Below are 13,819 nucleotides of genomic sequence, written 5' to 3'. Positions count from 1 at the left end.
CGTCACTTCCGCTTCCCCTCAATCCATGCGTTCATGTGTGTGCCCACGATGCCAATGGCTGGCTCGTCGACCACGGCGAGGTGGTCACCGGGCAGATGGACAATTGTCAAGTCATCGACGATAGCGCCCCATCCCCCGTCCTCGTCAATGTTGGCGTAGTTCGGCTCGAGGGTAATCGCACCTTCGTGCATGCCCTCCGAGCGGAACAAAAGCACCGGCACGTCGACGTCGGCCCAGCGGGCGAAGTCGAGGTGGTTGAGGATCTGGTTGTCCACGAAGCTGGCGCGCTGGTGCTCCAGCACGCCGGCGGCCAGGCCGTGCTCCGAGGCGTCCGTGGTGGCGAGGAAGTCGGTGAGCATGGCCAACAGCGCGTCCTCACCGGCGGTGTCCAGCAGCTCGTAGGGCACCTCGAAGTCGAGCCCGTAGGTGTCTTTGGCGAACTTCGCGTAGCGGCCCCAGCGCGCCTTCGTCTCCTCCGGTGTGTTGGGGATCGGCTCGGACGGCTGGGTGGTGTCGAGAAGCGCGATGAACTCGATGTGCTCGTCGCCAAGCTGGTGCGCGACCTCGTAGGCGAGCGCCCCGCCGAACGACCAGCCGGCGAGCACAACCTTGCGCCCGTCAGCGATGCGCTTGATGTCCTCGACGTACTGCGCCGCGCGGTCCTCCAGCTCGCCCTCGAGGCGCTCCACGCCGTAGACGGGCACGTCCGGGTTCAGGCGGCGCGCCAGCGGAGCGTACACCGAGCTTGAGCCGCCCGCGGGGTGGAACACGAACACCGGGGCCGGGCCTCCTTCGTCCGGCCCCGCTTCCCCGACGCCGTCCGCGCCAGCCGGGCCTCCTTCGTCCGGCCCCGCTTCCCCGGCGCCGTCCGCGCCAGCGGCGGCGCCGGTGCGGAAGACGCGGATGTTGCCGTCCACCGGGGTCTCCAGGCCCTCACGCACGAGGTTTGCCAGCGGCTCGAGCGTCTCGGCGCCACGCACGTCTTCGGCGGTGATCTCCACGCCGGCACGCTCCGTGAGGTGCGCGGCGATGTCCGCGGCCTGCGCTTCGGTGATCTCCGGCAGCGGGCTGGTCACGCCCGCCGCGGCAGCACCAGTGTGTTTCGCCCACGCACCGAACACGGCGCGCTCGGAGGCATCGCGCGGGGCGACGCCCACGCCCGTGTGCGCCTTTGCGGCTTCGCTCGCTGGGTCGCGCGTCTGGGAGTTGTCCGGCCGCGGCAGCACCTGCTCGCGGCCCGCGACGGCGTCTTCGACGATTGTGATGACGTCGGCCACGGAGGCGTCGCGAAGCGTTTGCACCTCAAGCGGCGGAATCTGGAAATCGTGCTCAATGCGGTTCTTGATGCGCATGCCCATGAGCGAATCGAGCCCGAGGTCGATTAGCGGTAGCTCGTCCGGCAGGTCGGAGGCGTCGTAGCCCATGGACTCGGAGACTATGCCGCGCAGACGCTCCTTCACCGTCTCGCCGGATGCGGGGTCCCAGCGCAGGCTCTCATCGAGGCTCCCGTCCAGGCTGCCGGTGCCGACGGAGTCTGCGAGCGCGTCGGGTTCCGGCGTCTCCTCCGCGGCGGGCGCCTGCCCGGCTGAAGTGGTCGGTTCCACTGCGGAAAGGGTGGTGGCGAAACCTTCCGCGACGAGCACGGAGTCGTCGTAAAGCTTGATGCTCACCCCCGCGATCGACGGTGCCACGATGGTTGTCACCTCACCGTCCGCGGGCAGCACGCCGTGATCCTCGGCGGCAACCACGCGCGCACCCGGCGCGACCTCGGCCGCCGCGGCCTCAATGAGCTGGTGCGGGCTGAAAATCTGGTCCGCGGGCGTGGAAAACGCTGTCTCGCCGCCCGGAAGCCGCACCTTCGAGCCGAGCAGCGACTGGTTCGCGGACGACGGGCGCGCCGGCGTCCAGTGATCCACCTGCTTGAACTGCGTCTTCGGCGCGTCAAGCTGCTCGCCCGGGCCGAACAACGCGGCGAAATCCACCGGCTGGCCCGCCACAAAGAGCTTCGCGGCCAAATCGGTGAGGCTCTCCAGCTCGTCCACCTTGCGCTTCGTGGTGAACAGCAACTGCGCATCCGGCTTGCCCACGCTGAACGCGGTGTTCATCATGCCCATCAGCGCAACCGGGTTCGGTGTGATCTCCACCAGCGTGGAGTGCCCCGCGGCAAACGCCGCCTCCGTGGCGTCCTGGAAGTACACCGGCTGACGCGTCATGCGCAGGAAGTAGTCGTCCGTGTGGACGGTCTCGCCCGCGTGGTACACCTCACCGCGATCAACCGAGGTAAACAGCGGGACGCTCAGCGGTTTGGCGTCGATGCCCGCGATCTCCGCCGCGAGGTCGCCCATGATCGGGTCGAGCGCACTCGTATGCCCGGCGCCGCGCACGTTGAGCTTGCGGGCGAACTTCTCCTCCGCCTCGAGCGCGGCCACCAGGTAGTCCACGGCCTTGCCGGGCCCACCCACAGTGGTCATGCCGGGGCCCGCGTACACGGCGGGTTCCACACCCGCGGCCTCCGGGTGGGCCTCGACGAACTCGGCGAGCGCCTCACGGGAAAGCTCCACCACCGCCATCGCACCCTCTTGCTCGGTGCCGGCGATCATCGCCTCGCCCTCGCCCATCAGGCGCGCGCGTGCACAGGCGATAAGCAGCGCGTCCTCGGCGCTGATGCCGCCCGCGCCGTACGCCGCGGCGATCTCGCCCATCGACATGCCCATCGTCGCGGCCGGCTTCATACCGCACGCGGCGAGCAGGTCCGTCTGCGCGATCTGAATGGCGGTGATGGTGACCTGGCCGGTCTCGGTGTCGTAGGTCTTCTCGTCGTCGAAGATGATGTCCACCATCGACCAGCCGGCCTGGAACTTGACTACCTCGTCGAGCTCGCGCATGCGGGCGTCGAAAAGCGGCGACCTGCTCATCAGCTCCTTGGCCATCTTGCGGTGCTGCGAGCCGAAGCCCGAGTACACGAAAACAGGCCCCATCGGGTCCGGGGCGTCCGCGGACGCGATGCCGGGGCCGATCTTGCCCTCGTCGACCTGGCGCAGACGGCGCACCGCCTCCTCAACAGTGCGGGCCTGGACCACCGCCGCGGAACGGCCGTGGTTGCGGCGCGCGAGCGTGCGCGCCAGCGGGATGAGGTCGGTATCTTTGCGGTCGTTGCGAGCCTCAAGGAAGTCCGCGAGCTGCGCAGCCGCCTCCTTGCGACGGCTGGGCAGCAGCCCGGAAACCGGCAGCGCCGCCTGCTCCAAGTCGGTGAACGCGGCCGCGGTTTCCGGCACCTGCACATCCGGGTAGTCGGCCGGATCGAAGTCAGCCACCACCACGTGCGCGTTCGTGCCGCCGAATCCGAAGCCGGACACACCCGCGACGCGGCGGCCGGAGTAACGCGGCCACTCGCGCGGATCCTGAACTACCTCGATGCGCTCCGCGTCGAAGTCCACGTAGCGGTTCGGGCCGCTGAAGTTCGGCGACTCGGGAATGGTGTCGTGCTTGAGCGCCTCGAGCACCTTGATCAGCGCCACCACGCCTGCGGCCGACTCGGAATGGCCGATGTTCGACTTCGCCGAGCCAAGCAACAGCGGGTTCGCGGCCTCGCGCCCGCGGCCAAGCACCTCGCCCAGCGCGGCGGCCTCGATCGGGTCGCCCAGGATGGTGCCGGTGCCGTGGGCTTCGACCAGGTCCACCTCGCGCGGGTCCACGCCCGCGTCGATATAAGCGCGGCGCAGCACGTCCACCTGCGCCTCCGGGTTCGGGGCGGTCAGGCCGTTGGAGTGGCCGTCGGAGTTCGTGGCGGAACCCTTAATCACGGCGAGGATGTTGTCGCCGTCGCGCATCGCGTCCTCGACGCGCTTGAGCACCACGAAACCCGCGGCGTCGGCGCGCACGATGCCGTCCGCATCGTCCGAAAACGCGTGGATGCGTCCCGTCGGTGAGGTCACGCCCAGCTCGGAGAACATCAGCGAGGCGAACGGGTTGGCCAGCACGTTCACGCCGCCCGCGAGTGCCACGTCCGCCTCGCCGTCGCGAAGCGCGCGCACCGCGTGGTGCACCGACACCAGCGAGGACGAACACGCGGTGTCCACGTTCATCGAGGGCCCGCGGAAGTCGAACGCGTAGGAGATGCGGTTCGGGATAATCGACGAGGACGACCCAGTCAGCGCGTACGGGTGCGCCTCCGCCGGGTCGGCCGCGATGAGCATGCCGTAATCGTTGTTCGACGAGCCCACGAACACGCCGACGGGCTCGCCGCGCAGCTGGTCGGCGGGCAGACCCGCGTCCTCGAGCGCCTCCCACGCAACTTCCATCATGATGCGCTGCTGCGGGTCCATGTTCGCCGCCTCGAGCGGGCTGACCCCAAAGAACTCGTGGTCAAAGGAGGCCACGCCGTCCATGTAGCCGCCGTCGGTGGATTCCTCCGACATCTTCGTGCGCACGACCGGGTCACCGAGGTACTCGCTCCAGCGCAGCGGTGGCAGCGGCCCGGTGGTCACCTGGCCTGAGAGCAGCAGCTGCCAGAACTCGTCGTTGTTCGCCGCGCCCGGGAAGCGGCCCGCGGAACCGATCACGGCCACGTCGTGAGCAGTGCTTGCTTCACGACGCGTCACCGTCTCCCCCGTCTCCGGCCGCGCCTTCTCCGGCGCCACGAGCGCCTTGGCCAGCGAAGCTACCGTCGGGTACTGGTACGCGATGGTCGGGTCAACGCGTCGCCCCAGTAGATTCTCCAGCTCGCCGGAGAGGATCACCGCGTCGCGCGAAGACAAGCCGTAGGTGTCGAGCGGGGTCGCCGCATCCACGGCGTCCACGCCAGTGGTGCGCTCCACCCACTCGGTGAGCCACTGTGTCAATTGGTGCTCATTCATAACATCCCACCTTATCGCCCACCGTGACCGTTTCGTTACTGCCCGCGCCGCCGCACGGTGCGCTTCACCATGCTGCGGGCGAGACTCGGGGCAAACCTGAATTCCGCAGCGTCGCACGGGCCGCAATGCCGGCTCCGGCACAAATACGCGCACGAAAGCGCCGCCCGTAATCAGGTTTGGGGGGCAAACCTGATTACGCGGCGGCGGGGCCGGCGCCGGAGCGGGCGCGAGCTGGGGGTTCAGCGGCGGCGAGCGAGTTGGGGGCGGGCGAATTCAGGTTTGCCCCGAGTCTCGCCCGCAGCACGCAGATGTGCCGCTACTGCTGCGCGGCTTCGCGCTCGAGGAAGCGCTTCGCGTTGACCCGGCGCGCGATCTTGCCGGCCGAGGAGCGGGTGATTTCACCCGGCGCGTAGAACTCGATGACCTCGGGCGAGATGCCGTGCTTGGCGGTCACGGCGGCGCGGATGGCGTCCTCGGCGGCGGCGTCGCCGTCTGCGGTCGCGTCGTCGGTGCGCTCGACCAGCAGGATGAGGCGCTCGGTGCCGTCGCTGTCCTCCACACCTGGGACTGCGAACGCGGCGACGGAATCCTTACGCACGTGCCCGGATGCCTCCATCACGGTGGTTTCGATGTCCTGCGGGTAGTGGTTGCGCCCAGCCACCACCACGAGGTCCTTCACGCGGCCGGTGATGTACAGGTGGCCGTCGAGCTGCGCACCCAGGTCGCCGGTGGCGCACCAGTCGTCCTTCGGCAGGCCGTCCTGGATGGTCTCGCCGATGGTGTTGTGGAAGGTCTCGGCGGTTTCCTCCGGGCGGTCCAGATATCCCGCCGCGACGTTCTTGCCGTGCACCCAGATTTCGCCGACGTGTCCTTCAGCGACCTCGTTGCGGGTCTCAGGGTCCACGAGCGCGAAGTGCATCCAGTTCACAGGTTGGCCGTTCGATGCCATGGGCACGCCACCGTCGACAAGCTCTGCGCGCCCCTCGGCGAGTGCTTCACGGTCCAGCTCAACGAACTTGGGGCGCTCGTCGGTGCGGTCGGTAGCCACGAGCAGCGTCGTTTCGGCCAAGCCGTAGGAGGGGCGCAGCACCGTGCGCTCGAAGCCGGAGGGGCTAAACGCCTCGACGAAGCTGTCCACGCCCGCCTTCGCCACGGACTCGGAGCCGCAGATGATGCCGTCGACGGAGGTCAGGTCGTACTCCTCCGGGTCCTCCGGCGCTGCGTAGCGTGCGGACAGGTCGAGCGCGAAGTTCGGCACCGCGGTGTAGACGTGGATGTCTTCCGGGTCGTCCTCGCGGCGTGCGAGGCGCTCGATCCAGCGCTTCGGCTGCTGGATGAACTCGCGCGGCGAGAAGATCTCCAACTCCTGGCCAAGCAGGATGACCAGGGTGCCCACGATGATGCCCATGTCGTGGTGCAGCGGCAGCCAGCTCACGCCGCGCATAGGCATGTGGAACACGATCGAGTCGTAGATCTGGATGACGTCGGTCACGATGGACTCGTTCGTGATCACCACGCCCGCCGGGTTGCGGGTGGAGCCCGAGGTGTACTGCAAAAAGCAGGTGTCGCCCGCGGTGTCCACGCTGTCGGCGACGGGCTCGTAGGACTGCGCGAGGGTATCCGGCAGGGAGTCCACGGCGAGGGTGCGGGGGCGCTCGGCAGCGGGCAGCTCCGCAAAGTACGCGCGCACGGCGGGCGCGCCGGCGGTGTTGGTCACCACGATCTTCGCGTTTGCGTCGGAAAGCACCGCGCGCAGGTGGTCCGCATGGCCTGGCTCGTTCGGGTCGTAGAGCGGAATGGGCACCTGGCCGGCGTACATCGCGCCGAGGAAACCGAAGAGGTACTCGGCGGAGTTCGGCGCCATCACGGCGACACGGTCGCCCGGCTGGCCGATCTGGGCGAGACGCGCAGCCACCGCCTTGATGCGGGTGTTCACCTCGGTGCGGGTGAACTCGCGCACCGTGCCGTCGACGTCCTCGGAGAAGTCCCAGTCCTTCAGCACCACCTTGTCGCCGCCGCCCGCCTGCACTTGGGCCTGGTAGAGCAGCTCCATGAGGCGGGGCAGGGTGAAACCGGGAGGAAGGGCGATGTCGCCGTTTTCGTCGATGAACTTCGCGATCAGCTGCTTGAGGTCCACGTGGGCTCCTTCGGGACGTAAATGTTTTGCGCTACAAACTATCTACCACAGTCCGGACCCAATTTAGCGTCCATTCGGGCGCGGTGGTCCCGGGAATGGCGTCCGGGTTGGTTGCGTACATCGCGTGCACACCGTTCGCGGCGATGAGTTCCTGGGCCCTACCCAGGGCCGTTCCGATGTCCGCGGGCGCGTCGCAGATGGTGTCGTTCGGCGCGCAGATCTCAAAGGCGCGGTCCGAAACCGCACCGAAACCGCCGGGCCGCGGGCCGGTCAACGTCGCCCCGGGCGTAACGCGGTCCGCCACGCGTTGCAACGGTTGGAGGGCGATCTCCGCACCCACGCCGCCGACTTCGGCACCCGGGTTCACACCCACGCCGTTTTCGCGGCGGCCGTCGGCGACCATCACCGCGCCCGCGAGGCGCTCGGGCGGGATCGGACCGTTGCCCGCGCCGATCTCGGCCGCCACGTCGCCCACAATCACCGCACCCTGGGAGAACCCGGCGATGATGAACTGCGTGCGCGAGCACTGCTCGGCCACGTGCGCAAGCTCGCCTCTCAGCTTCGCGGTGCCCTCGGCGCGCGAGACATCGTACGGCTTCTCCGCGCGCCCCTGCGGCGACTGGATGTTCTTGAACTGGGCGGTGTACGGCACCGTGAACACGCGCAATTGCTTCTGGTCGTACTGCTGCTGCAGCGGAGCGGTGATGCTCAGCATGAACGATTGCGGGTTGGCCTGGGGGTTGAACGGGTCGTCGTCCGGCGCGGACTCCCAGGTGCCGGGCACCATTCGGGCTCGGCGGGCACCTCTTCGCTCGGGGCGGGCTCGCTAGAGTGCGGCGGCTCGGCCACAGGCGGCTCCCCGTCGCCGGACTGCCACTGGTAAATGCCCAACCCAATGAGCGCGAGCACCACCAGTGCCGCAGCCACCACAAACACGTTGCGCGAGGAACGCATACCAATCGGCTCCTTACCGCCTCCGCCGCGAACTACAACGCGACGCTAGCTACACAGATTCGTGCGCGCGGTTTCGCTGAGCAGCTCTGCAACCTGCCCGGCATCCATGTCGGTGCGACGCTGCTCCACGAGCTGCCCCGCCACCGCGTCGCGTGTTACGGGATCGTCTGCGCACACAGTAAACCCGGTGGCTGTGAGTTGGTCCTCAACCCCCTCCACGTTCACCCCGTTTTCCCGTAGGTGATCCAAAAAGGCCTGCTCCTCGGGGCTAAATGCGGCGGCTTGGGTGGGGATGGTCTCCACTTCCTGCGCCGGGCGGTCGTCGGCATTTGCGCTTCTCGACGGCTGCGCCGCCGACGCGGCTGAAGAAGAGGATTCCGCACTAGACGTAGCCGTATCTGTAGCCGTGGACGCGGCCGTTGCAGTCACGTCCTCCGAGTCGACGGTCGCCCCGCCGCAAGCGGTGAGGAAAGCGGCGAGGCCAAGCGTCGTCAAGCAAAGTGCCCTTTTCACTTCACGCTCACCACGCCGTTGATCTGGGAAATCGTGCCGCGCTGGAACTCCGCGGTAAGGCCACCCGCCGGGATCTTCTCCATGTCCTTCGTCGGCCAACCCAGCTTGCCCTGCTCGTAGCCGCGCTTGCCCCACTCATTGAAGATGTCGCCGTAGTACACCACGTGCGCGCCCGTGGACGGCGACCAGTAAATGTTGCCGCCCTCGAACTGCTGGAACGCGCCGCCACGGATGGCGATCTCGTTCGACGTGGGGAAGCCGAGCTGCGACGTCGCCGTGCCCAGCTCGCCGTACTTCGTGCCGATCGCGCCGTGGACCTGGAAGTGCTTCTTGTCCGGGTTGCGGGTGAGGAAACCGCCCTGGAACTTCTGCACGTACCCCTTGCCCACCTGGTTCGCCTCGGCCACCGGGTACTTCAACACACCGGTCTCGTAGCCGGACTTGCCCCACGCGGCGAACATGTCGCCCGGGATCGCGTACGCACCCGTCTGCGGCGTCCAGTAGATCGAACCGTTCTCGAAGTGCACGAAGCGGCCCTTACCGTCCGGCGTCTTCGTCTCGCCCGTGGTGGGGAAGCCCAGCCAGCCGGTGGCGCCGCCGAGGCCGGTGTACTTCGCCAGAATCGCACCGTACAGCGGGTGCGCGCCGGTCTGCGGCGACCAGAACGCGGTGCCGCCGCGGAAGTCCTGCGCCTTGCCGCGCGCGTCCTTGCCCGCGTTGTACTCGTCGTTGACGCACGTGCCGATCACGCCGGACTTCGTCGCCTCCGCGATCGCGCCCTTCGGCGCGCACTTCGAGCCGCGGTCCGCCTCCGGCACGTCGAGTGCGTTGGCGATGTACGGCCAGGCCTGCGTCATCTCGAACTGCCAGTACTCCCAGCTGTGCACGCCAGACGGGCGGAAGCGCACGATCGGCTTCACGCTGGTGCGCGCGGCGTAGTCCACGAACGTCTGGGTGGACAGGCGCGAAATCACCTCGAGGCCCATGCCCGCCGGGTTCGCCGCGCCCTTCGCCACGGAGTTGGCGTTGCCGTAATCGTCGCGGCCCGAGCCGGCGGAGACGTAGACCGTCTTGCCCTTTAAGTTCTCGATACCCAGCTTCGGGTCGTGGTCAATCCAGTCCTGCGAACCCAGCGGGCCCCACATGGCCTCGGCGTTGTAGCCGCCGGCATCCAGCTGCGCCGCCTTGACCGCGGTGGGCATGCCGGTGGTGGTGGTGTCCAGGTAGCCGGAGAACGAACCCACGAAGTCGAAAAGCTGCGGGTTGCGCTCGGCCAGGTTCATCGCGGCGGTGCCGCCCATGGACAGGCCCACCACGGCGCGGCGGCCGTTGGAGCGGAACTCGTTGTTCAGAATCGGCACGAGCTCCTTGGTCAGGAACGTCTCCCACATGTAGTGCTTGCCGTTGCTCTCGCGCTGCCAGTCGGAGTAGAAGCTGGACTCACCGCCCACCGGCAGGATGACGTTGACGTTCTTGTCGGCATAGAACTGCTCGATGTTCGTCTCGATGGTCCAGCCGTTCTCGTCGTCACGCGCACGCAGGCCGTCGAGCGCCCACACCTCCGGGAACTTCGCGCCCGGGTTGGAGTGCCAGTCACGCGCGAGCAGGATCTGCACCTGGATGAGCTCTTTCGGCATCGCGGCGGACTTGATGAACACCGCGACGCGGCGGCTGGTCAGCCACTCGATGCGGTCCACCTTCACGCCCTCCGGCAGGCCCGGGATCTGCGGGTTCTTGTCCACCTCGATCGGGGTGCGCGGCGGCGGGTCCTTCGGGCGCAGGCCGTCGGAAAGCCCGCGGGAGTTCAGGCCCCGCGAGGACATCTCGGACGACAGGTCCGGCTGCGCATTCGCGGAGGTTACTCCGGGGGCGAGCGTGACCACCAGGGCCGCGGCGGCGGGAAGCGCAGCGGCGGCAAGCCACGTCTTTGGGGAACGGTTGTCTCGCATGGGTCTCCTACCTCAGTGTGCCTCAGGGTGCATGATTCCCTAAAGGTTAAGTACTGGTTGAGACTTTAGTCGGGAGACACGCCGAGAGTAGTGGTGCAGGTGTGACACAGTTGGCGTTGCGGGGCCGTGTCAGCCGGGGCGATGCGGCGCGTCGCATCGAGGTCTACCGGCAGGCGACAGACCACTATACCCCGATCACTTATACATACAATCGACCACCGGGTTCGCACTGCGTTTTCTCAGTTTCCAGGAACCAGGTCTAGTGCCCCGCGGAGGGCCGGTAGACCTCGATTTCGCTGGGCAGGGGAAATCGCTTCACACTCGCTTGACTCTCGCTTTAACAGGACAAAACCGCGCCCCTGCTAAGCAGGAGCGCGGTGTGAGATCGCGGCCAGGCCGGCGGCTAAGACTTACCAGGCGTTCATCACGTTGAGGATGCGCGGCTTCGTCGCCTCAAGCTGCGAGCCGAACTGATCCCAGTTGTGCAGGCCGGTCGGGGTAAACACTGCGGTGTGCGCAACACCGGTGGCCTTCGCCTTCGCGGACCAGGCGCGGGTGGTCGCGTTCGCAACCTTCTCAAGAGCAATACCTGCGGCGCGGTGCTCCGGCTTGTACTTCGCGTCCGCCGGGCCCGGGTTACCGGAACCTGCAGAGACGTACACGTCGCGGCCGCGCAGGTTGCCCATGTTCAAGAACGGGTCGTTCTCAAAGCGGCGCGGGTTGAGGGACGAGCCCCACATGGCGTTGACGTTGTACATGCCACCGTCGAGAAGCGTTGCGCGAAGTGCAGTCTGCGCACCCGGGACGGTGGTGGTGAGGTAGCCGGAGAACGACAGCACCTGCTTGAACTGACGCGGGTGCTGGGCAGCGAGATTGATCGCGGCGGTGCCGCCCATGGACAGGCCGAGGATGGAGTTGTTCGTCGGCGAGACGCCGAAGTGGCGCTGCAGGTACGGCGGCAGCTCCTTCGTCAGGAAGGTGTCCCACTTGTAGGTCACCGGGTTGTTGAAGTCGTACGTCGCCGGGGCGTTCCAGTCGGTGTAGAACGAGGACTCGCCGCCCACCGGCATAACGAGGGTGATGTTGTGGTTGACGAAGCTCTTCGCCGCGTTAACGTCGTTGACCCACGCGTTGGTGGTGTTCAGCGCACGCAGGCCGTCAAGCATGTACAGGCCCGCGTTGCCGCCGCGCTTCGCCGGCTGGATCTGCACCGGAATGTGACGATTCATCGCCGGGGACCACACGTTGCAGCGCTGCACCCAGTACTTCACCGGGTCCCACGAGCAGCCGGGGCGCAGCCAGTCGCGGTGCGCGGCGCTCGCCTGCGGCGCACCGACCACTGCGGTCAGGGCAGTCGCGGCGGCGACCACGGTCGTGGTGATCTTGCGGCGCAGCGAGGTGCGCGGGGCAGAAGTGGTCGCGGAAGTGGACCCGGAAGTAGACATAGAACCCATCGAAAATCCTTCAAGCTTCTATCAAGGCAAAAGGTAAGAACACGTTAGCAAGCCGTTATATCGACCGCCATTCCCTGTGCGTTACACGGGGGCGTTACAGGGGGGCATTACAAGGGGGCATTACAGGTGCTGGCGCTAGTTCGGCCAGGCGATGCGGGCGCCGTCCAAGCCAGGGTTTTCGCCGCGGGCGATTGCCTCGAGTTCAGAGGGGGTGAGGTAGGACGAGGGGTCGTCGTCAAGCTGCAAGCTCCTTCCCCCGCCGAGCGAGTAGCGGGCGTTTTTGAAGAACCGCTCCCAACTCATCGGCTCGCGCGAAGCGGCGAGCAGCTCCGCGATTTCGGGGGTGCGCAGCGCGGCGCGCGCCTGCTTGGCCTTCACCGCGTCGATGTGGCCGGGCAGCGCGTCTAAGTTCGCGTCCGAGTCCGCGACCTGCCAGATGAACGGCAGACTCTTGTCGTGGCCCACGCGTCCCTCCGGATCGCGCGGCATGCGCGCGGCGAGCGGGGTGGCAAGGCCGACGGTGTCCAGGATGCGCGCGTCCAAAGGCGCGTTCATGGAAGTCATGCCGAGGTTAATCAGGTACGCGGTGGTGGGCAGCGCGCGCAGGTCGCTCGCGGTGGGTTCGCGTTCGACGGGCGCCCATGCGTACGCCTCCGGCTCGCGGCTGGTGCGCAAGAGAGTGATCTGCGCGGCGTCGTCCGCGAGCGCATCGCCCAGAGACTCGTTCCAGTCCGTCATGAGCTTCGAGGTGAGGAAGTCCTCGGCGTAGTACGGGGCGTCGCCCGGCTCGCGTTTGAGGGCCATGGTCCAGAACTCGCGCTCGTCGACAATGCCAAGCTCCTTGGCGCCGACCTCGTAAAGCTCCCAGTCAATCGGGTGTGCGCGCGCGATTGTCGCCCCGCCCCACATCGCCACGATGACGGCGAGCGCGCCCGACGCCTTCGTCACCGGCACCGCCATCACAGGCAGAAGCGCCGCGAACAGCGGCAGCAGCCACATGCGCGCGTGCATGAAGTCGCCGCCCACGCGCAGCACGTACACCACGTGCACGAAGGCACAGCCGAACGTGAGGAGCATGATCGCTTGACGACGTCCAAACGCCCCCCTGCCAAACCACACCGCCACAACAGCAGCCGCAACCAGGGGCAGCCAGAGCCAGTAGTAGCCGACAAAGTCGCCGAGGTACTCGAAGCCCTGCGCCCACTCCGAATCCGCCGCGGACTTCGCCACCGCCGTGTGCGGGGTGATCAGGCCGTAGTAGCCCATGCGGAAGATCTGGTACGCGGCGGGCACCGGGAGTGCCGCCGCGAGGATCCCCGGCGTCTTGCGCCAGTTGGACGCGATGAGCAGCAGGCCCGTCACCCCGCCGTAGAGCGCGAGCTCCGGGCGCACTAGCCAGGACAGGCCGCACCAGAACGCGAGGAAGTAACCCACCTGTTCAACGCCCCGGCGCGGCGGGGTGGCCCAGTTGACCAGCAGCGCCCACCACACCGCGAGCCAGAACAGGGCCAAGCCCCATTCCAGGCCGGAGGTGGCGAAGTCGCGCGCCGGCGGCAAAGCGAGGTAGATGAGGATGCCGAACGGGATCACCGCGCCAACCTCGCGGGCACGACTGACGCGGGTGTGGCCGGTCCAGAACCTACCAGAGAAGTACGTCGCGCACGCGGCGGCGGCGACGGTGCAGGCGAGCGCGAGCCACATCGCCACGTCTTCGAGCCGTGCCGGGGTGAGCCACCCGAACAGCGCGATCAAGTACTGCCACAGCGTTGAGGTGTTCGCCTCCACGCGCTCCCCGGCGTTGAACACCGGCCCGTTGCCGGCCAGGATGTTGCGAACGGTGCGCAGGACGATCAGGCCGTCGTCCGAAATCCAGCGGCGCGAGTACCCGCCGATGAATGCGAACACGCCTGCAACCACCGTGGCGGCGAGCACAGAGGTGCGGGCGTTATTGGTCAT

At 67.6% G+C, this 13,819-nt stretch carries 7 protein-coding genes; all 7 read right to left on the bottom strand.

Annotated features, from left to right (window positions below):
• Window positions 1-2 precede the first annotated feature (2 nt).
• The 7 genes from pks13 to HWX32_RS00715 all read right to left on the bottom strand — a co-directional run bounded on the left by pks13 (window position 3) and on the right by HWX32_RS00715 (window position 13,819).
• On the bottom strand, window positions 3-4,856 hold the full coding sequence (gene pks13, locus HWX32_RS00745) for a polyketide synthase Pks13 (protein WP_175934340.1): 4,854 nt from the start codon (window positions 4,854-4,856) through the stop codon (window positions 3-5).
• A gap of 316 nt (window positions 4,857-5,172) precedes the next feature.
• Complete coding sequence (locus tag HWX32_RS00740) at window positions 5,173-6,993, bottom strand: FadD32-like long-chain-fatty-acid--AMP ligase (RefSeq protein ID WP_175934339.1); 1,821 nt, start codon at window positions 6,991-6,993, stop codon at window positions 5,173-5,175.
• Window positions 6,994-7,024: 31 nt separating this feature from the next.
• The gene (locus HWX32_RS00735; RefSeq protein WP_368485894.1) at window positions 7,025-7,780 is read right to left on the bottom strand and encodes a cutinase family protein; all 756 of its coding nucleotides are present in this window, start codon (window positions 7,778-7,780) and stop codon (window positions 7,025-7,027) included.
• A 212-nt stretch (window positions 7,781-7,992) separates the two neighbouring features.
• Window positions 7,993-8,442 (bottom strand): DUF732 domain-containing protein, encoded by a 450-nt coding sequence (locus tag HWX32_RS00730; RefSeq protein ID WP_175934338.1) that lies wholly within the window; start codon window positions 8,440-8,442, stop codon window positions 7,993-7,995.
• 14 nt (window positions 8,443-8,456) lie between these two features.
• Window positions 8,457-10,409, bottom strand: a complete 1,953-nt coding sequence (locus tag HWX32_RS00725) for an alpha/beta hydrolase-fold protein (RefSeq protein WP_075466607.1) — start codon at window positions 10,407-10,409, stop codon at window positions 8,457-8,459.
• A 410-nt stretch (window positions 10,410-10,819) separates the two neighbouring features.
• Window positions 10,820-11,854 (bottom strand): alpha/beta hydrolase family protein, encoded by a 1,035-nt coding sequence (locus tag HWX32_RS00720; RefSeq protein WP_175934337.1) that lies wholly within the window; start codon window positions 11,852-11,854, stop codon window positions 10,820-10,822.
• A 144-nt stretch (window positions 11,855-11,998) separates the two neighbouring features.
• Window positions 11,999-13,819, bottom strand: coding sequence for a hypothetical protein (locus HWX32_RS00715; protein WP_175934336.1), 1,821 nt, complete (start codon window positions 13,817-13,819; stop codon window positions 11,999-12,001).

The organism is Corynebacterium sp. Marseille-P4321 (genome assembly GCF_903645305.1).
GTDB lineage: Bacteria > Actinomycetota > Actinomycetes > Mycobacteriales > Mycobacteriaceae > Corynebacterium.
Note: the sequence above shows the minus strand (reverse complement) of the source record. Positions and strands in the feature narration are given on the sequence as shown.

Excerpts from the sequence above, each read along its gene's own strand:
- HWX32_RS00735 (WP_368485894.1), bottom strand. The coding sequence starts at position 7,780 with ATGGTGCCCGGCACCTGGGAGTCCGCGCCGGACGACGACCCGTTCAAC.
- HWX32_RS00720 (WP_175934337.1), bottom strand. The coding sequence starts at position 11,854 with ATGTCTACTTCCGGGTCCACTTCCGCGACCACTTCTGCCCCGCGCACC.
- pks13 (WP_175934340.1), bottom strand. The coding sequence starts at position 4,856 with ATGAATGAGCACCAATTGACACAGTGGCTCACCGAGTGGGTGGAGCGC.
- HWX32_RS00715 (WP_175934336.1), bottom strand. The coding sequence starts at position 13,819 with ATGACCAATAACGCCCGCACCTCTGTGCTCGCCGCCACGGTGGTTGCA.
- HWX32_RS00725 (WP_075466607.1), bottom strand. The coding sequence starts at position 10,409 with ATGCGAGACAACCGTTCCCCAAAGACGTGGCTTGCCGCCGCTGCGCTT.